Below are 20061 nucleotides of genomic sequence, written 5' to 3' on the forward strand. Positions count from 1 at the left end.
TATCAGCGCCAGGTTCCCTTTATGGTAATGGTGCCGCTTTGCTCTACTTCACCTTCCCACATCTCCTTGCCAACGGTGCCTTGCACCATGGGGTCGGTCAGGTCGAACTCCAGCGCCAGTTTATAAAACCGGGTGATGCCTTTGCCGTTGACCGGATCGTTCCATTCCTGCGGTGGTTGGTTGTCCTGTATGCCCAATGTACGTATATCTACCGGGGTCCGATCGCAGCGAATGGCATGTCGTGAGGCCACACCATGGGTGGTCGAGTCGAATACCAGTCTGGCAGGAATGGGGACGGCCTGTTCGGGTGCAGATTGTCCGGCAGGATAAAAAGTGCAATATCCCTGATAAGGCGCACCCTTATCTTGTGAAACGAAAATCTCGAGCATGTCGGCACTGATGGGACCACTATCCGAGATATTGTAAGAAAAACTCAATATGTCTTTTCCTACATGGCCCTCCCTGTATGGATTGCTCACACCTTCTGAAGATAGAATAGAGACGCTGAAATCCCGTGGTTTGATGATTATTTCAGTCGTCCCACTAAATTCATAAAATCCGCTTTCCGGTGCTTTGATATTTCTCATGTTGAAGTTAATCATGTTTCTGGTCAGTTGCTCTTGAAGCCCCAGCCTAACCACCTGTTTGAAAAAATTGCTTGAGAGAAAAAGATAAATAGAAGATTGACCTCTAAGGTAACTTATATTGTAGTCAGCTCCCTTATATGCCCAATTGGTAAGATTCGTGCTCATTTGTACATCTGCACCCACAATAGCACTGTTGAGGACTGCGTTTTTAATATTGGTATAAACATATGGGTCTGAGAGCGACTGACTACCATCCTGAGTGAAATCGTAATCAAGAAAACGGCACAGAACACCATCTCGAGTGCCCAGTCGATAATTTTCACAGCCTTGAGAACCGGGTAGCACATATGGCATGCCATTACTATCGACAATGACTTCACTGATAGCATTGGTCTGTATGAAACGCAGGTGCCCGGCTTTTTTATGTCGCGTTTTTTTTACATACCAGGTTCCGCTATCTTGATTGATACAGCGATCCCCTACCGCAGCATTATATGTCTTGGTAGTCATGCATAGATTCATTTCTCTATTCAATGTAGTACCCGCTGGCATGGTACGAAGGTAATCAAAGAAGCTGGAGCTTAATTTTGCATGGGCATATCCAGTGGCCGCCTTCATTAATCCGAAAAAACCAGTCTCATTTACTACTGCCGGCTTGTTGATCGCCTCTGCGGTCTGCGGGTCACAGCCAGCCCAGCTCTTGATACAACGCTGGTTGACATAAGGGTGATGAATAGGGCCACTTTCCCACATATCGATATTATAGTTTGTGACAGTGTAGTTATGGCCATTATCCGCATATGCCAAGCTGACCTGCCTGGAATCGGATGTCCAAGAATTGCCGCCCGATAGACGCGGGTCCAAATAATCGGTTGGTGTGATAAATAAGTTATGGTCTTCCTGGTTTTCAATAAACAGGAAATGGCGCAGATCTGCATCGGCCAAATTATATTTGATGACAGCCGTACTGCCCTGCTGAGCCCAGCCAGCGCCAAGCGCAATGACCAATAGCAATCTGTGAGTGATGTTCATGATCAATACTCCCTAACCATGGCGTAGGTGGGCAGCCCCTGGCAGGTCACGCTCCCGACCCAGACTGCGCCCGTGTGTTTTTCAAGATCCAGCTCGGCTTCACAGAAATCATTTCCCTGGCGGAAGGTCAGCATGGGATTGGCTTTATCCACATCCAGAGAAAACTCGCCGGTTTCGTTGGTGACAGCGGTGCCGATATGGTTGTCAATGCGGGCGTTGGCCAGCAGTGACCCATCCTCTGCTTTGAGTACGCCGAAGACAGTGACCATCTCCTTGATGCTGCTGCCGGCATCCAGAGTGGCGACGTTGCCGGGAAAGAGGGTGTAGCGCTGCCTGCCGGTATTGATGTCGTAGCTGTCTTTGCCCGTCTTGCTGTTTAGCAGCTCAACTTCGTACTCCTGATAGGGAGAGAGCGCGAGGAATGCCTGTTCCCCTTGCAGGGGATAGTCTTGCCCATTCACCTTGGCGATCATCTGCCCTTCACGGTTGATCCCGGTATTGATGATTAAACCGGCACCTGAGGTGCTCCTGCCCGATGCAATAACATCACTCTCCGTGGTGATCAGAGCGCCCCGTGCAATGAGGTTGCCATTCATGTCCCCACCATGGCCACGGCCGAGCGTCATTGAGCCACCTATGGCCCTGTGCTCGAAGCCCAGGGTGCCGGAGAGCGCCATATTGTGTTCATCGCTACCGTGCACCATGCGCGAGGCGTTGAACGTCGCCAGATTGATGACGCCATCCATGCGCTTCTGGTAGCCGAGGTTGGCCGTTGTCTGACCCTGCTCATTGCTGCTCATGCCGAAACTGAACAGGTTGTCGAATGGAATCGAGTAATCCAGCGTGATGCTCTTGTTGCTGAAGCCATTGAGAGTGCCACTGTCACTCTGCAGGCTGGCGCGCATCGACAGGTTGCCGTAGCGACCAGCATAAAGGTGCTGGTAGTAGTCCACATAGCTGCGGTCGCTGCTCATCTGGCGGTCGTGCATGGTGTTGAATGTCAGCTGGCCAAGGCCGCCGATCCAGCCACCCATATTGAGCGTGATGCCGGCGGAGTAGAGTTCGGCCTCGCCCACCGTCAAGGCGTTCCCAGCCTCCAGTTTTTCCTGGCTGACCCACAAGGAGGCATTGTCATGGACCTGCAGGGAGAGACTGGAAGCAAGTCGCCACGAATGGTCGGAGGCCAGCATGCCTTGCAGCTGGGTGCCGAGGCGCTCCGTTGGTTGCCAACTTGCTCGTGCTTCGCCCACAGCCGCCTCCTTGAAGGCGTAGGCTGTGGTGGCCAATTCAAGGGTGTCCAGCGAACGCGCGAGCGACAGGCCCAGCAGGGGAGAATCGCCGTTGTTCTGGGTCGCTTCCATCATGCCTCCCCACCATTGCCATCCCCACTCCCGGGTAAAACCCTGGTTGCCGCCCAGCTTGGTCACACGCTGGGTGGTGGTGCTGGTCAGACGCCCATCGACATAGACTTCGACCGTGACGTTGTAGACCCCGTTGGGGAACGAAGAGGTATCGAGGTTCTGGTTGCCGATGGGCAGGTTTTGCAGGCCAATCAGGCGCTCATCGCGGTATACCCTGGCTTCGCCATTGGCAGGCATGAAGACTTGTACCGGCGTGGTTGACTCGTTGGTTGCCTGTTTGCGAGATTGCGCCTGGTTGCCATACGATGCCCCGTAAATACGACCCGTGGTCAGGCCCGTCACCACTCCCAGCGTCTGCAAGTCCCAGGTGGACACCATACCAGCCGCCATCCGGCGATCATCTAGGTCCCGCTCGTACATGGCGCGGTAGATATCCCCGCTCTGTTCCGGTTGACCCAGGTTGTAAAGGGAGGCGTCCATGGCCACATGATGGGCACCCAGACCGACGGTGCTGTCCAGTTGCAGGAAGTTGGAGTCGCTGTGACCGCTTTGCTGGTTGTTGATAAAGGAGTAGCCCAGGTTGTAGCGATGCACGCCTGTCAAGGTATCGACTGTCGGGGTCAGCGCCACGCTGTTGTCTGGCTGTTTGACCTGGCCAAATGCTTCCCGTGAAACCCGGATCGTCAGCAGCATGGCGACCAGGTCCAGCTGCATGGTCGCATTGGTATCGATCTGCAAGCTGCCTTCAGCAGAAAAGGTGCGCTTCTGCTGACTGGAGAGCATGGCGGTGAGTGTGTCATTCAGCACACCTTGTTGCTGTCCGGCACTGAAATCAATGTGCAGTAAATGCAGCCTGCCGTCTTGAAGCAACAGGGTTGCATTGCCGATAGAATCTTCGGTCTGGGTGTCGATCCTGTTGCTCTCATCCGTGTATTGCAGGCGTACTGGCACCGCCAGCCCATCTTCCAGCGCGCTGGCAAAGCTGGCAGGAATGATGACGTTGGCGATCCTGAGGGGAGAGGTGCTGGCAGAGACTGACATCGCAATCAGCCATAAGAGTGGCAACAGGCAGGCTTTTTTCAACATATCAGGCACCATGGCTCCAGATTTCGGCAATGGGACACCGCCACCCGACGGGATGGTGAAGGCAGTACCAGCACAAAGGTTATTTGACGACGACGAATTCCTGACCCAACCAGAGGCCTAAATGGCTCTTTTTGTCACTCATGTTGACCTGCTTGAATTTGCGTTGCTTGCCCGGCAGGTCGTAGTAGGTTTCCTTGCACAACTCCTGGCTTTTCAGGCAGGGTCCATACGCAACTGTGCGGTAAGAGGCATTACCCTTGTTGGTCAGGGTGTCGCCCTTCAGGTCGTAGGCAAATTGCTGCTGGCGCGGCGTGACCACCAGAATGGTGCCTATCTGGGCTGAGGTGGTGGCCACAGCCTGTCTGCGTTCGTTGCGCTGATCGTCTACGGAGAGTGCCGTGTCCAGCCAGCGGATGCGGTAGTAACGCTCCTTGCCATCCTGCGGGCCCTTGTAAAAGAACCTCACGTTGTTCTTGGCGTTGGCGGGCAGCATCAGTCGGCTGGGTGACAGCATCAGTTCACCGTCGACCTCCATCGACATCTCCTGTCCACCCTCTTCCGGAGAGGAGATACGCGTTACGGTGACTGTGACCAATCGGGCCTGATCGCTGTCATTTTCGATTTGCTTGGCTACTTCCTGGCTGCCCGCATCGATGAAGGTGGTCACGGCGCCGACATTGATTGCCTGGCTGAGACCAGGAATGAGCAGCAGCCATGGCACTAGTACTTTCAGGTTCATGATATTTCCCGGGATTGAAAAGGGCCCCGCGGGGCCCTGAATGGTGTGCGGTGGATGGGTCAGACCCAGTTAGCAACGAATTCGACGTTGACTTCACCACTCCACAGACCGTCTGGCAGGGCATCAAAGGTGGTGGTGCTGCCACCGGTGGTTGCGCTCTCGATGTTGAAGGTGAAAGAGCCCTGTGCAGTGGTGCGCTGAGAGTCGTCCTTGAACCCATTGGCGATGGGGGAGAGGTTGCCACCCGTGATGCCGGCCGCCGTATCGATCAGTGTGGTGTAGGCGGTGGTGCTGACCGGTGCGCCGCCCCACAGCACGCCCACATCGACGGTGGAGTCGCCGCCCAGGTGATTCAGGGTGCCGTTCAGCTTCTTCGCCTTCAGGGTGAAGGAGGTCGCGCTGGCATCCCCCTTGATGGCGACATCAAACAGGCCATTGACGGTATTGAACCCCTTGATCCCTTCGGCATATTGGAAGGAGAGGCTGGAGAGCGGGGTGACTACCAGCTCAGAGGTGGTGTCCTTCTTGGCGGTGGCCTGCCAGGTTGCTACTGCGGACGCTTCAACGGCTGCCTGAGTGGCGGCGGCAAAGCCCAGGCCTGCAACTGTCAGTGCAATCAGAGTCTTTTTCATCTTGGTATTTCCTACACGTTTCCCGATAGGTGGCCATGGCCACCTGTTTGATTCATTGCACCACTGGTGCTTTCCTCTGCCGTCCCATCGGCCAATTTGACCAAGGGTTGCTGCCGGACACTGGAACATATGGTTCCGTTGTCCAGCTCATTTCTTCGCCGACTAAGATAGCGATCAGACCTGCCTGGATCGATCGAATGCTGTGTAGGAAAAATCCCAAAGAGTGATGGGCTGCAAACTTCAGAAGATTGTGGTTCTTGCTTCTTCTTCTGAGTGGGAACGGTTGTCATGTATTTGATTTATATGTTTTTTTCATTTTTTCCTCTGGCTTTTTCAGGGGGGATGAGAAATGACAGAGGAGAGTGAAGAGAGGGGGTGTAATCTGGCAATGGGAGAGATTCGTATGGATTGCACTAAATGTAATCGATTGATAAATAGATAAAAAATAAGGAGGCTATAATGAATATTCGCTTCTAAATACGCTGACTTATATTTTTGTAACATATTGTGAACAACAAGAGGCTGTATGGTGTAGCTGTTTGATTTGTAGTTAATATACTCTTCGGAAAGGACGAAAAAGAAGGCATGTATATGGCGAAGGTAGTGATAGTAGATGATCATCCTGCAATAAGAATGGCTGTAAATATGCTTCTGAAGCAGGATGGACATCTTATTTTAGCCGAGGTCGATAATGGTGTTGATGCGATCGCCATGACCAAAAACAATCGACCTGATATCGTCATTCTTGATATTGGAATTCCTCAGCTGGACGGTATTGAGGTGATTAAAAGACTCAAGCAACTGGATATGGGGGTCAAGATTTTGGTGTTGTCCGCACAATCTACCCACCATGTCATGGTGCGCTGCCTGCAAGCCGGTGCCGATGGTTTTTTGTCCAAGCTGGAGGATCTGTACTTATTGAAGGATGCAATTGTAAAAATAGAAAAGAAACAGCTCTATTTTCCTCGAGAGGTGATTGCAGGCGCCAGGCATGCCCATACGGTCGATGGTGAGGATCTGCTGTCCACTCTCTCTTCCCGCGAGTTGAGCGTGCTGCTTCAAATATGTCAGGGCCAGACTAACAAGCAGATTGCAGAAAGCATGTTGCTTAGTGAAAAGACAGTCAGCACTTACAAGACCCGGTTGATGAAAAAGCTCAATATAACCAACATCATCGACCTGATAAGTCTGGCCAGACGGCAGAAGTTGCTGTGATAGCGATGAAATCCCTGCTGCTCTTCCTCGTTCTGCTTTGTGCGTGGCCGTGCGCGGCCAATGCGCAGGAAGATCCACTGCTCCAGGTCTATTCGCGAGATGACGGGGAATATCTGGATGCCAGCCCCCTGCCATTGCATGGGGAAGAGTGGCGCTGGCTGCAGGAGCGCGAGCGGCTGATCATGGGGGTGCCAAGACCCGATAATCCCCCCATGGACATCACCCTGCGCGCCAATGCTTATGAGGGGGTGACGGCCGACATCGTTGGTATGCTGACCCATTTGCTGCACATCGAAATCATGGTGAAAGGATATCCCTCCCGAGCGGCGGCCATAGAGGCACTCAAGCGAGGGGAGATCGACCTGCTGAGTGCCTCAAATTCTTATGAGCAAGAGCAGCAACTTTTATTAACGGATAAATATATTGCGGATGACCCGGCCATCTATAAAAACATTCGAGTGAAAGAGCGAGAAATAAAGACGGTTGCCGTGCCGGAGTATTATCTGCCGTTTATGGACATCATGCGGTATTTGTCAGACTACAAAGTAAAAATATATCCCTCCCGTTATAGCGCACTCTCTGCGGTGGCATATGGCCAAGTGGATGCCGTCATGGTTGACATGATCTCCGGGAATTTTATTGTCAACAAGTTTTACCAGAACAGCGTTCAATTATTGAAGCCACTGTATATCGATACCGATGGTTTTGCCTTTGCGCTCAACCCCAAGGAGCGACGGCTCAAGAGAATAATAGATATAGCACTGCGAGAAATCCTCGAGGGCAAGCGGGCGGAAGTGGCCAAACGCTGGAATGGGGGGGGCTTGTCCATTGGTGCCAGCAAGGTCGGCTTGACCAGCGCGCAGTGGGAGTGGCTGGGCAAGCAGGAGAAAATCCGGATTGCGGTCAATAGCGGCGTGCCACCTCTCAGCTTTCTCGATGTCACTGGCACCATGCATGGGGTGGTCGCCGATCTGCTGCAGGTCATTCGGGCGAAGCTGGGGGTGGAGATCGAGGTCGTTCCGGTCAAGACGCCCGAGCAGATGACCCAGTTGCTGGATGGCGGCCAGGTGGATGCGGGTGTGCTGAGCCCGTCAGCGGAGCGCAGGAACCGCTATCTGTTCAGCAGGGCCTTTGTTCTCGATCCTTTGTCATATGTGGTGGGGTTGCGGCATAGAGAGACGTCTTCGGAGGCCTTGCTAAAGTCCGGCACAGTGGCCGTGATCCGGGGGTTTATCTCGACCCAGGCCATAGAGGCTGAATATGGCAAGCTGACAACACGTCAGTTCGACAAGATAGAAGATGCGCTGCGCTGTGTTGCTACTGAGGTGTGTGATGTGACTGTCTTGCCGCTGCGGGTAGCCAAGTACTACATCAACAGCAAATTTCCCGACAGCCTGTTCATCACGGGGGAATTGTTCGATTCCATTCCGATCAGTGCCGCCTTGGCGGTCTCCCCTGACCATCAGATGCTGCGGGATATTCTGGACAAGGTGATTGCCATCATACCGCCGGATGAGCTGGAAGGGCTGTCCAACCGCTGGCGAGTGAGTGCTCAGCAGGAGGCTATCTCCTGGCAGGAACTGCTACGGGAGTTCGGGGTCTTCATCGCACTGATCCTGTTGCTGACCATCTGGGTCAGCCTGTGGGGTCTGTCTCTGCGCAAACAGGTTCGTGAGCGGCGGTTGGTGGAGGGGGCTCTGAGCACCCAGCTCAAGTTCATCGCCGATCTGGTGGACGGGACACCTCATCCAATTTATGCGAGGGACCAGGATGGACGGCTGCTCCTCTGCAACAGCAGCTATGCGAGTTTCTTTGGTGAACCCAAAGCCAGATTGCTGGGTGCAAGTCTGGATGAAGATCGCAAGCGTTGGCCCTTTCTCGCCCCCCTGATTGCAGACCTGACTCTCTCCCGTGAAGCGCGACTCGCGCAAGAGGGAGACCATCGGCTGGTCATGGCGACAGGCGTGGTGGATGTGTATCACTGGGTTCAGCCTTATTACGACCTGGAGGGCAATGTACAGGGGGGGATTGGCGGCTGGATCGATGTGAGCGAGCGCGTGCGTTTGCTGGATGAACTGGCGGTGGCCAGCCAGGAGGCTCAGGAGGCCAATCGTGCCAAAACGACCTTCCTGGCGACCATGAGCCATGAAATACGCACCCCCATGAATGCCATCATCGGCTTGCTGGAGCTGGCTCTCAAGCGGGGCCGCCTGCATGAAGAAGATCAATCCTCACTCACCATTGCTCATGGGTCAGCAAAAGACCTGCTGAGCCTGATCGGCGACATTCTGGATATCTCCAAGATAGAGTCCGGTCGGCTTGAACTGGCACCGGAGCCTCATGACATAGCGGCTCTTACGGCGTCTGTCGTGACCGTATTCAATGCCCTGGCCCGGGAGAAGAATCTGCGGCTGGAGCTCATTACAGGACAAGCACACTGGGTGCAGATAGACGGGCTTTGTTACAAGCAAATACTCTCCAATCTGATCAGCAACGCCATCAAGTACACCGAGCAGGGATCGGTAAAAGTGACCCTGGCGTCACAGGCCAGTGATGGCTGGTGTACCTTGCAACTGGTCATCAGGGATACCGGAATAGGGATTGATCCGGTAGAGCAGGCGCGACTGTTCCAGCCCTTCCGTCAAGCCAGCCAGCCGGAGCATATCCAGCAATCGGGAACCGGTCTGGGGCTGATGATTTCCCGTACCCTCTGCGAATCGATGGGAGGCTCCTTGCTGCTCGAGAGCGAGCCCGGGCATGGTACTCGAGTCTGCGTCGAGATGAAGTTGCCCCTCGCTGATGCCGTGGTGGTGCCTGCTCCTCCCGCCCAGGGGAGAGCCATGGAGCAAGGGCAGCGGTTAAGAGTGATGGTGGTCGATGACCATCCGGCCAATCGGCTGTTGGTCACCCAGCAACTTGCCTATCTGGGGCATGACGCCACGGCTGTCGAGTCAGGGGAGCAGGCCTTGCGGCTGCTTGCGGATACCCGGGTGGATGTCGTCATTACCGACTTCAACATGCCGGGCATGAACGGGTTCGAGCTGACGCGACAGTACCGTGCACAGGAGCGGCGTCATGGCTGGCGGCCTTGCGTGATCCTGGGCCTGACGGCCGATGCTCGTCAGGAGCAGATCAATGAAGGTCAGGCTGCCGGCATGGATGACTGCCTGTTCAAGCCGGTCGGGCTGGAGGCGCTCGGCCACTGTCTGCGCCAGCATATGCAACGGGAAGAGCAGGCTGATGTTGCCACCTGCATGCAGGAGATAAGGCAATACCTGGGACCGCTGACAGCGCACCAGTCTACCTTGATGTCTCCCTTGCTGGCCGAGTTTGTCCGTGCCAGTGACGATGACCTCCTGGGGTTGCAGAATGCAGCAGAGAAGGGGGCTGCCGCTCAATTCCTGGATAGGGTGCACCGGCTGAAAGGAGGCGCCAGGATCATGGGGACACTGCAGTTGGTTGCTACCTGCAGCGAGATCGAGTCCTGGGTTCTCGACGAGCGGACGTTGCCGATAGCGCTGGCGCGTCTGCGGAAAGATTATGAGGTCGTCAGGCTGGCAGCCACCCAACTCCAGAATGCGGAGTAAAGAATGAAGGCATGACCGGCATGCCTTCGGTTGATCAACCTAGCCAGTACACCATCAGCTCATAGGCGGCCTCACCGACCTGGTCGGGCTTGGCCGAGGCGGCCTGATAGCTGAGGTAGTAGCGGGTGGCCTGCGTCAGCGTCAGGGGGTGAGTTGCTGAAAGCGGCTGCCCATTCAAGGTCAGATTGAGCGGGTTGCCGCCTGGCTGCGACAGCTTGCCATACAGTTTTCGAGCTTGCAGTTGATAGGTTGCATTGAATTCCGGATGGCTGATATCGGCCGCCAGAGTATGAACAGGATGCAGTGTCTGGCCTGAGTTGACGTATTGGTGACCGGGATGGGTGAGTGATATTTCCATTCTGGTGTCCTTGCTGGCGGTCGCCTGCCAGGTCAGCTGGCTTGCCTGGGTGTCCGCATGAGCGGGTAGTCCGCTCCATCCTATCAACAAGGCCAGCGCCATGATTTTTTTGGACATAACTATCTCCTGTATGCAACGAGGCTCCCCCTGATGGGGTTCCTCTTTCTATCGGCATCCAGGGGCGAAAGCTAAGTTCGAGACCTGCTATTCACCATGAGCTGACAGAAGATAAGGGGTATCATCCTGCACCTTGGTGCTTTCATGCCACTTACCGGGGATCTTGTTTTGCTCGAAAATCAGATGATGTTGTTGGCGGTGTTTGAACGGGCGGCGCTGATGCTGATGACGCTCTTCCTCCTGACCCGTACAAGGCCCTTCCAGCGATTGTTCCAGAAGCGGGATCACACTCCGGCGGAGCTGCTGCTGGTGGCTGCCATCTTCGGCCTGTTCGCGGTGTTCAGCACCTATACCGGCATCCCGGTGGAGGGGGCTCTGATCAACGTGCGGATCATCGCCATCATCGCCGGCGGTATCCTGTTTGGCCCCTGGGTCGGCATTCCGGCCGGGGTCATCTCGGGTCTGCACCGTTATCTCATCGACATGGATGGCCACACCTCGATCCCGTGCCTCATCGCCAGCATCATCGCCGGCCTGCTGGCGACTTGGCTGCACCTGCGTTGTCGCAAGTCGCGGCTCTGGCTGTACGGCATTCTGGCGGGGATGCTGTGTGAAGGGCTCACCATGCTGCTCATCTGGCTGCTGACCGAGCCCCATGCGGTGGGCGTCGAGATCGTCAGCCACATCGCCTACCCGATGATCGCCGGGGCGCTCTGCATCGGCCTCATCATCAAGCTGGTGCAGGATCTGGATGACGAGAAGGAGCTGATTGCCGCCAAGCAGGCCAAGCTGGCGCTGGATATCGCCAACAAGACGCTACCCTTCTTCCAGAACATCGACCGCCACTCCCTGAGCCAGGTCTGCGCCATCATTCGCAGCGAGATCAGTGCCGACGCGGTGGCCATCACCGACACCCGCGACGTGCTCGCCTATGTCGGGGTGGGCAAGGATTACTACGAGCTGGACGAGCACCACGCCATCAGCGACATGACCCAGCGGGCGGTGCTGCTCGACCAGATCATCATCAACAACGATCTGCGCCAGTACCATCTAGCCGACTTCCACTCGGTCATCATTATTCCGCTGCGGGAAAACGGCTCGGTGAGCGGTACCCTCAAGATCTACTACCGCCGCACCCACAGCATTACCAGTTCGCTGCGGGAGATGGCGGTGGGCCTCTCCCAGCTCATCTCCACCCAGATGGAGGTGTCTCGCATCGAGCAGTTAAAAGAGATGACCCGCAAGGCGGAGTTCACCGCGCTGCAGAGCAAGATCAACCCGCACTTCCTGTTCAATGCTCTCAATGCCATCTCGTCGCTGATCCGCATTCGCCCCCAGCAGGCGCGCCAGCTGATTGCCAATCTGGCTGACTACCTGCGCTACAACCTCAACAAGGGGGATACCCTCATCGACATCCAGGAGGAGCTGCAGCAGGTGCGCGACTACGTGGCCATCGAGCAGGCCCGCTTCGGTGACAAGCTGGAGGTGGTGTTCGAGGTGGACGATGTACACATTCAGGTGCCGAGCCTGTTGTTGCAGCCGCTGGTGGAAAACGCCATTCTGCACGGCATCCAGCCCCGTAGCGCGCCGGGTCGGGTCACCATCGAGGTGAAGCAGCTGGCGGGCGGCATCCGGGTGGCGGTGCGGGATACCGGTTACGGCATCAGCCAGGAGGTGATCGATGGGGTCGCCGCCGGTCGGGTGGAGAGCCGCAGCATCGGTCTGATGAACGTGCATCAGCGGGTCAAGCTGCTCTATGGTGATGGCCTGCACCTCAAGCGGCTGGAGCCGGGTACCGAAGTGAGTTTCTATCTGCCGGATCAGGAGTCGATGCCATGCTGAGTGCCATCATTGTGGAAGACGAATATCTGGCTCGCGAGGAGCTGGCCTACCTGGTAGGGCAGCACAGCACCATCGAGATAGTGGCGAGCTTCGAGGATGGGCTGGAGGCGTTCAAATACCTGCAGGATCACGAGGTGGACGTGGTCTTCCTCGACATCCAGATCCCCTCCATCGACGGCCTGCTGCTGGCCAAGAACCTGCACAAGTCGAGCCATCCGCCCCACATCGTCTTCGTCACCGCCTACAAGGAGTTTGCGGTGGAGGCGTTCGAGCTGGAGGCGTTCGACTACATCCTCAAACCCTACAACGAACCGCGCCTCATCAGTCTGCTGCAAAAGCTGGAGCTGGCGGGCAAGTCGCAGGCGGGGCAGGGGAGCGAGCCGGGCACGCCGCACAATCGCACCGTCAATCTGGTGAAGGGGGAGCGCATCATCGTCACCCCCTGCGAGCAGATCTACTACGCGGAAGCCGACGAGAAGCTCACTCATGTCTACACCCGCGATGATCGCTATGTGATGACCATGACCCTCAGCGAGTTCGTCAGCCGGCTGCCTGCCGAGGGGTTCTTCCGCTGCCACCGCTCCTACTGCGTCAACATCAACAAGATCCGCGAGATCGTGCCCTGGTTCAACAGCACCTATCTCATCCGGCTCCATGACCTGCCGTTCGAGGTGCCGGTCAGCCGCAGCAACATCAAGGCGTTCCGTCAGCTGATGCGGCTCTGATTGTCATTCATTCCCGCCGATCTGCATTTCATGCCTTAATCGGTCGGCGGGAGTGGCGTCTTGCCTATAGTGGCCCCAGTTTCCTTAAGGCCATTGACCGAGACGCATCATGACCATCGATCTGAATCGCACCCGCTACCTCACCCTGTTGGGGACCATCATCACCCAGTTCGCACTGGGATCCGTTTACACCTGGAGCCTGTTCAACGCCCAGCTCTCCGACAAGCTGGACGAGCCGGTCAGCCAGGTCGCCTTCGCCTTCGGCCTGCTCAGCCTCTCCCTGGCGGTGGCCTCCTCCCTGGCGGGCAAGCTGCAGGAGCGGTTCGGGGTGCGCAACGTTACCCTGGGTGCCGGCGTGCTGCTCGGCATCGGCTTCTTCCTCACCGCTCACGCCAGCAACCTGGCGATGCTCTACCTCTGCGCCGGCATCCTGGTCGGTTTTGCCGACGGTACCGGTTACCTGATGACCCTCTCCAACTGCGTGAAGTGGTTCCCGGAGCGCAAGGGGCTGATCTCCGCCTGTTCCATCGGTGCTTATGGCCTCGGCAGCCTGGGCTTCAAGTACATCAACCTGCTGCTGCTCTCCAGCAACGGGCTGGAGACCACCTTCCAGCTGTGGGGGCTGATCGCCATGTCCATGGTGCTGGTGGGTGGCATGCTGATGAAGGATGCGCCCAAGCAGGCGGCCGCCGTGCAGCAGAGCGAGAGCCGCGACTTCACCTTGGCCGAGGCGATGCGCAAGCCCCAATACTGGATGCTGGCGCTGATGTTCCTCACCGCCTGCATGAGCGGTCTCTACGTCATCGGCGTGGCCAAGGACATCGGCGAGAACATGGTGGGCCTGCCGGCCGTGGTCGCCGCCAACGCCGTCGCCATCATCGCCATGGCCAACCTGGGCGGCCGGCTGGTGCTGGGCATCCTCTCCGACAAGATGTCCCGCATCCGGGTCATCACCATCGCCCAGCTGATTACCCTGGCCGGGATGGCGCTGCTGCTGTTCGTGCCGCTCAACGCCAACCTGTTCTTCGTGGCGGTGGCCTGCGTGGCGTTCAGCTTCGGCGGCACCATCACCGTCTACCCCTCGCTGGTGAGCGACTTCTTCGGTCTCAACAACCTGACCAAGAACTACGGCGTCATCTATCTGGGCTTTGGTCTGGGCAGCATCATCGGCTCCATCGTGGCCTCCCTGTTCGGCGGCTTCATGGCGACCTTCAACCTGATCCTGGTGTTGCTGGTGGTGGCGCTGGTGCTCTCCCTCACCATACGGCTGCCGGCTCCCGTTGCGGTGGCGGCGGATCGGGGCTGACCTAGTTCCCACTGCGGTAAACAAAGAAGACCCGGGCCAAGGCCCGGGTCTTTGCATTCATAGGCGTACGATTCAGCGCGGCGGCAGTCCCAGCAGGGCGCGCAACTGGTGCGCGGTGGCCTCGACCGCAGACCAGTCGGTGCCGGTGACGGTCACATGGCCCATCTTGCGGCCGGGGCGGGCTTCGCCCTTGCCGTAGAGGTGCAAGTGCACCCCGGGCAGGGCCAGGGCGCCGGCCCAGTCTGGGGTGCCGTTGTGCCAGAGATCCCCGAGCAGGTTCAGCAGTATGGCGGGGCACACCTCGGCTTTTGCCGGCAGCGGCAGATCGCACAGGGCGCGGACCTGCAGCTCGAACTGGCTGCAACCGGCGTTGTCGATGCTGGGGTGGCCCGAGTTGTGGGGGCGGGGCGCCATCTCGTTGACCAGCAGCGCGCCGCCTACCAGGAAGAACTCCACCGTCAGCACGCCCACGTAGTCGAGGGCGGCGATGATGTGCTCGGCGATGCGCTGGGCTTCCGCCTCCAGGGCGGGGACATTGGCCGGGGAGCGGGTCTGATCCAGGATGCCGCCGCTGTGCCAGTTCTGCACCAGAGGCAGGGCGCTGATGGCACCGCTCGGGCTGCGGGCCAGGGTGAGGGCAAACTCTCCCTCCAGCGGCAGGCGCTTCTCCAGCACGCAGGGCACACCGCTGGCGGCCAGGGCCGCTGGCAGCTCGTCGGCCTGGTGGATAGTCCACTGTCCCTTGCCGTCGTAGCCTTCGCGGGCTGTCTTGAGAATGGCGGGGAAGAGGTCGCTGGGCAGGGTCGGCAGCGGCTCGCCCGGCAGCAGGGTCAGGTTAGGAGCGACCGGCACGCCGGCGCGGGTCAGGAAGGCTTTCTCTTCCCGGCGATCCTGACAGACGCGAACTGCACTGGCCGCAGGGCGTACCGGCAGGTGCTGCTCCAGCAGGGCCAGGGAGGCGGCCGGCACGTTCTCGAACTCGCAGGTGACGGCATCACAGCGGCTGGCCAGATCGCGCAGCGCCTCGGCATCGTCATAGGCCGCCACTATCTGGGCGTCGGCCGCAGCGCCGGCGATGCTGGCGGGATCCGGATCCAGCACTATCACCTGATAACCGAGGCGGTGGGCCGACATCACGAAATAGCGGCCGAGCTGGCCGCCCCCCAGCATGCCGAGGGTAGCGGGGGGCAGTATCATGCCGGGTCCTCCAGTTGCAGGGCCAACACCCGATCGCGCTCGTTGGCACGGAAGCTGTCGAGCTGCTGGTGATAGCGAGGGGCGTCGCCATCCTGGGCAACCGACAGCAGGGAGACGGCAAACAGACCGGCGTTGGCGGCACCGGCCTCACCGATGGCGAAGGTGGCGACCGGCACCCCCTTGGGCATCTGCACTATGGAGAGCAGAGAGTCCATCCCCTTGAGCTGACGGGTCGGGATGGGCACACCCAGCACAGGCACAGTGGTCTTGGCGGCCAGCATGCCCGGCAGGTGGGCGGCCCCGCCGGCCCCGGCGATGATGGCGCGCAGGCCGCGTTCGCGGGCAGTGGCGGCATATTCGAACAGCAGATCCGGGGTGCGATGGGCGGAGACGACGCGCGCTTCATAGGGCACGCCGTGCTCCTTGAGGATGCGGGCTGCCGCTTGCATCACGGGCCAGTCGGAGTCAGAGCCCATTACCAGGCCGATCATTGGGGGGGTCGTCATTACGGCTTCCTCGGGGGTGTCAAACGTTTGCCGCATGTTACCAAAAAGCCGTGGGACCTGGCTCAACATTTCTTGCATCTGACCCCTTCAGATTGTGCTCAACAGCGGCCATGACAGAGGCGCAGGGTAGCATCTGTGCCACTCGACACCCTCTTGTGGGAAAAAATGGCAGCAGCAATCCAGATGGCTATACATCCAATCCTGCTCTGCCTATAATCCCCCCCGCTTTGGCGCATCATGCTTAAAAGGGAATCCGGTGAGAATCCGGAGCTGGCGCGCAGCGGTAAGGGGGAACGAAGCGACATCAGGGCACTGCCGTAAGGTGGGAAGCCGTCGCCGTAGGCCATCAGCCCCCAAGCCCGAAGACCTGCCAAAGTTCGTATTTCGGGCCGAGAGAAACCGGCCACGAAGTAGATGCTTACGCGAACTTAAGGATCTCTCATGTCCAAGAAATTATTGGCGGCTGCCCTGTTGCCAACGGCGGCCTTTGCCCAGTCTTCCCTTCCTGCCAATGACACCATGGTGATCACCGCCAACCGGGTGGAACAGCCCGTCAGTGCTGTGCTGGCCCCCGTGGTGGTGATCGAGCGCGCCGAGATCGAATCCCGCCAGGTATCGAGCCTGACGGATCTGCTCAAGACCCTGCCCGGGGTACAGATCACCACCCTGGGTGGCCGGGGCCATATGAGCAGCCTCTTCATTCGCGGGACCAACTCCAACCACTCCCTGGTGCTGATGAATGGCCGCCCCATCGCCGCCATGGTGGCTGGCACGCCCGATCTCAGCCAGATCCCCCTCGGCAACATAGAGCGCGTCGAGTACATCCGCGGGCCGCGCGCCGCCGTCTACGGTTCCGATGCCATAGGTGGCGTCATCAACCTCATCACCAAGACCTCCGCCAAGAGTGGCAGCGAGACCCACCTGAAGGGCGGCGCAGGCAGCCATGGCTATGGTCAGGGTCAACTGCGTACCGTGCAGGCTCTGGGCCAGCAGACCGACATGAACCTGCTGGTGGGCTATGAGCGCACCGATGGGTTCGACGTGGTGGCCGGTGCCCAGCAGCCGGATCGGGACGGCTTCGACAGCCTCAATGGCCAGGTCGGGATGAACCATGCCTTCAACGACGCCTGGAGTGCCGATTTCAACGCCCAGGGTTATGACAACCAGACCGAGATGGACGACGCCTATCAGTCGGCCGATCAGAGCCGGGTGAAGGCCTTCCAGTACGACGGTGGCCTCAAGTTCCAGAGCGAGACCCTGACCAGCCGGCTGGAAGCCAGCTATGGCGAGAACAAGCTGAAGAGCTGGCTGGAGAGCCAGGGGGAGTCCAGCGCCCAGCCGATCCACACCGGTTTGACCCGCTTCTCCTGGATCAACAGCTGGAGCGGCATCGAGGGGCTCAACCTGACCGGTGGCGCCGACTGGCAGCAGGAGCAGATGAAGTCCGATTCGCGCAGCTATGGTCAGGCCTTCAATGCCCCGGATCGCGACAACACCGGCCTGTTTGCGGTGGGCAGTTATCGCTGGCAGGCCCTGCTGTGGGAGTTGTCCGGCCGCACCGATGACAACGAGCAGTATGGCCGCCACAACACCTGGTCCGCCGCCAGCGGGCTGGACATAGATGACAACCACAACGTGCGGTTGAGCTACGGCACCGGCTTCAAGGCGCCGACCTTCCTCGATCTCTACTATCCCGGTTATGAGAACCCGGATCTGAAGCCGGAAGAGAGCAAGAACCTGGAGCTGGACTTCTCAGGCCGTTACACCGCCTGGGATTGGTCAGTGAACCTCTATCGCAACCAGATCCAGAACCTGATCGCCTGCCAGAGCGCCTTCTCCAGCTGCAAACCGGACAACACGGATGCCGAGATCCGCGGCGTGGAAGTAGCGCTGGGGCTGGAAACCGGTCCGCTCCATCATGACCTGAGCTTCGATTACACCAAGACCGAAGACAAGAACGACGGCGATCAGCCGCTGCTGCGCCGCGCCAAGCAGAAGGCGAGCTGGCTGACTCAGGCACAGCTGGGCCCGGTGGATCTGTCGACCGAACTGCTCTACGTGGGCAAGCGGGACGACAAGAACTTCAGCAGCTTCCCCGCAGAGCGGGTGGTGCTGAGCTCTTACACTTTGGTCAATCTGGGTGCCAGCTACGGGGTGACGCCTGCGCTGACCCTGGGCGGTCGCATCGACAACCTGTTCGATCGTGACTATGCCCCGGCCTATGGCTATGCCTCACCGGGCACCGAGTTCAAGCTGACCGCCGACTACCGTCTCTGATCTGCTGCTCTGCTTAATATAGAGAGGAAAAAGCGAGGCCCCGCCATGTGCGGGGCCTTTTCTATTGGTCGCTGGCGGGAGTATGATCGCCGCCTCGCATCCAAGGGGGAGCTCTGGTGGCCAATATTCTCGTGTTCGACTCCGGTATGGGCGGCTTGACCGTCTATGGGGAGATCCGTCGCACCCTGCCGGCGCACAACTATTTCTACTGCTTCGACAACGCCCACTTCCCCTATGGTGAGCTGAGCGAACCAGAACTGATCTCTGCCTGCACCGGTTTGGTCAGCCACATGGTGGCCGAACACGCCATCGATCTGGTGGTGATCGCCTGCAACACCGCCAGCACCATAGCCCTGCCATCCCTGCGAGCCACTCTGAGCATTCCTGTGGTGGGCGTGGTGCCCGCCATCAAGCCTGCCGCCGCCCTGACCCGCAATGGTTGTATCGGTTTGCTGGCAACCCCGGGCACCGTCAGCCGCGAATATACCCACGAGCTCATCGCCCAGTTCGCGCCGGGCAAGCGGGTGTTGCTCAAGGGGGCGACCGAGCTGGTGATCGAGGCCGAGCGCAAGCTGGCGGGACAGCCGGTCAACATGGGGTTGCTGCGAGAGGTGCTGGCTGACTGGATGGAAGGGGAGGAGAGGCCGGATACGCTGGTGCTGGGCTGCACCCATTTCCCGCTGCTGGGGGATGAAATCCGGCAACTGATGCCGGAGTGCCAACTGGTGGACTCTGGCAATGCGGTGGCAAGACGGGTGGCCCATCTGCTGGCCGCGCTTCCATCCACCTTCACCGGTGAAGGTCAGGGGCGCGCCTATTGCAGCCTGCTGGATGCCCGGGCCCAAAAACTGACAGCCCCCTTGCAAGCATGGGGGCTGTCATCACTCCAAGAGGTGCTGTGCTGAGTCTTCAGGCGTCGACGTCGGCGCCTTCCCTCTCATCCCTGTCCCGCTTGTCGTTTGCTTCACGTACCTTGAGGGTGCGCTGCTGATACTCCTTGTCATTGAGCGCGGCTATGGCCTTGGCCGCATCGGCGACCGGCATCTCAACAAATCCGAAGCCTCTGCGCTTGCCAGTGGCCTTGTCTTTCATCAGACGGACGGAAATGACCAGGCCCTGCTCGGCAAAGAGCTCGCGCACGGCAATCTCGTTGGCACGGTAGGGCAGGTTGCCCACATATAAGGTGCATGTATCTTGGCTGGCGTTCTGCTCGGCCACAGCGGCAGGAGCCCGGTTAAGGAACAGCGGTACCACGAAACCGCCAATGGCCAGACCTACGGCAAAAATGACTTCGGCTTTCAGGGAAAACTGCAGGGCCTGGGCAACCAGATAACCGACCAGCGCCAATACCAGAGCGAGAACGGCCGCCTGCACATAAACGGGAAACTTGGATAAATTCATCTTTAAAGACCTTTTGTAAATGAAAGCAAAAAAGGTGCAACACTCTATTCACCTCCATGGTAACCAGCTTTATGACAGGACGCTACCATGGAC

General features: G+C 58.3%; 15 protein-coding genes and 1 riboswitch. Of the genes, 7 read left to right on the top strand and 8 right to left on the bottom strand.

Annotated elements, in window-relative coordinates; translation table 11 throughout:
- Positions 1-2: 2 nt before the first annotated feature.
- The 4 genes from WIR04_RS00275 to ecpA all read right to left on the bottom strand — a co-directional run bounded on the left by WIR04_RS00275 (position 3) and on the right by ecpA (position 5437).
- The gene (locus tag WIR04_RS00275) at positions 3-1619 is read right to left on the bottom strand and encodes a hypothetical protein (RefSeq protein WP_338889619.1); all 1617 of its coding nucleotides are present in this window, start codon (positions 1617-1619) and stop codon (positions 3-5) included.
- Positions 1620-1621: 2 nt separating this feature from the next.
- Complete coding sequence (locus tag WIR04_RS00280; RefSeq protein ID WP_338892667.1) at positions 1622-4078, bottom strand: fimbrial biogenesis outer membrane usher protein; 2457 nt, start codon at positions 4076-4078, stop codon at positions 1622-1624.
- 67 nt (positions 4079-4145) lie between these two features.
- Entirely contained in the window at positions 4146-4805 is a 660-nt protein-coding gene (locus WIR04_RS00285) for a hypothetical protein (RefSeq protein WP_338889621.1), read from the bottom strand.
- Positions 4806-4864: 59 nt separating this feature from the next.
- Positions 4865-5437 carry a common pilus major fimbrillin subunit EcpA gene (ecpA, locus tag WIR04_RS00290; protein WP_338889623.1) on the bottom strand — a complete coding sequence of 191 codons (573 nt, stop codon included), beginning with the start codon at positions 5435-5437 and terminating at the stop codon, positions 4865-4867.
- 591 nt (positions 5438-6028) lie between these two features.
- Here ecpA and WIR04_RS00295 point away from each other — a divergent pair.
- Entirely contained in the window at positions 6029-6652 is a 624-nt protein-coding gene (locus WIR04_RS00295) for a response regulator transcription factor (protein ID WP_025325232.1), read from the top strand.
- Between the two features lie 5 nt (positions 6653-6657).
- Positions 6658-10239: an ATP-binding protein gene (locus WIR04_RS00300; protein ID WP_338889625.1), complete on the top strand. Its 3582-nt coding sequence runs from the start codon at positions 6658-6660 to the stop codon at positions 10237-10239.
- Between the two features lie 34 nt (positions 10240-10273).
- Here WIR04_RS00300 and WIR04_RS00305 read toward each other — a convergent pair whose 3' ends face one another.
- Positions 10274-10714 (bottom strand): hypothetical protein, encoded by a 441-nt coding sequence (locus WIR04_RS00305; protein WP_338889627.1) that lies wholly within the window; start codon positions 10712-10714, stop codon positions 10274-10276.
- Between the two features lie 168 nt (positions 10715-10882).
- On the opposite strand from WIR04_RS00305, the gene WIR04_RS00310 reads away from it, so the two are divergent.
- The 3 genes from WIR04_RS00310 (at position 10883) to WIR04_RS00320 (ending at position 14587) form a co-directional block, all read left to right on the top strand.
- Positions 10883-12556, top strand: a complete 1674-nt coding sequence (locus WIR04_RS00310; RefSeq protein ID WP_338889629.1) for a sensor histidine kinase — start codon at positions 10883-10885, stop codon at positions 12554-12556.
- Entirely contained in the window at positions 12550-13281 is a 732-nt protein-coding gene (locus tag WIR04_RS00315) for a LytTR family DNA-binding domain-containing protein (RefSeq protein WP_323945834.1), read from the top strand. Before WIR04_RS00310 ends, WIR04_RS00315 begins: the two co-directional genes overlap by 7 nt.
- A gap of 109 nt (positions 13282-13390) precedes the next feature.
- On the top strand, positions 13391-14587 hold the full coding sequence (locus tag WIR04_RS00320) for an L-lactate MFS transporter (protein WP_338889634.1): 1197 nt from the start codon (positions 13391-13393) through the stop codon (positions 14585-14587).
- A gap of 72 nt (positions 14588-14659) precedes the next feature.
- On the opposite strand, the gene WIR04_RS00325 is transcribed toward WIR04_RS00320, so the two are convergent.
- Both WIR04_RS00325 and purE read right to left on the bottom strand, forming a co-directional pair.
- Positions 14660-15784: a 5-(carboxyamino)imidazole ribonucleotide synthase gene (locus WIR04_RS00325; protein WP_338889636.1), complete on the bottom strand. Its 1125-nt coding sequence runs from the start codon at positions 15782-15784 to the stop codon at positions 14660-14662.
- Entirely contained in the window at positions 15781-16290 is a 510-nt protein-coding gene (gene purE, locus WIR04_RS00330) for a 5-(carboxyamino)imidazole ribonucleotide mutase (RefSeq protein WP_338889638.1), read from the bottom strand. The genes WIR04_RS00325 and purE overlap by 4 nt, the downstream gene beginning before the upstream one ends.
- A gap of 211 nt (positions 16291-16501) precedes the next feature.
- Positions 16502-16680, top strand: a riboswitch (cobalamin riboswitch).
- Between the two features lie 51 nt (positions 16681-16731).
- On the opposite strand from purE, the gene WIR04_RS00335 reads away from it, so the two are divergent.
- Both WIR04_RS00335 and murI read left to right on the top strand, forming a co-directional pair.
- A complete protein-coding gene (locus tag WIR04_RS00335) occupies positions 16732-18567 on the top strand; it encodes a TonB-dependent receptor domain-containing protein (protein ID WP_338889640.1) in 1836 nt (611 codons plus the stop codon).
- A gap of 116 nt (positions 18568-18683) precedes the next feature.
- Entirely contained in the window at positions 18684-19472 is a 789-nt protein-coding gene (murI, locus tag WIR04_RS00340; protein ID WP_307766150.1) for a glutamate racemase, read from the top strand.
- 4 nt (positions 19473-19476) lie between these two features.
- On the opposite strand, the gene WIR04_RS00345 is transcribed toward murI, so the two are convergent.
- Positions 19477-19968 (bottom strand): RNA-binding protein, encoded by a 492-nt coding sequence (locus tag WIR04_RS00345; RefSeq protein WP_338889642.1) that lies wholly within the window; start codon positions 19966-19968, stop codon positions 19477-19479.
- Positions 19969-20061: the final 93 nt, after the last annotated feature.

Origin of the sequence: Aeromonas rivipollensis (genome assembly GCF_037811135.1) — a bacterium.
In the GTDB taxonomy this organism is placed as follows: domain Bacteria; phylum Pseudomonadota; class Gammaproteobacteria; order Enterobacterales; family Aeromonadaceae; genus Aeromonas; species Aeromonas rivipollensis.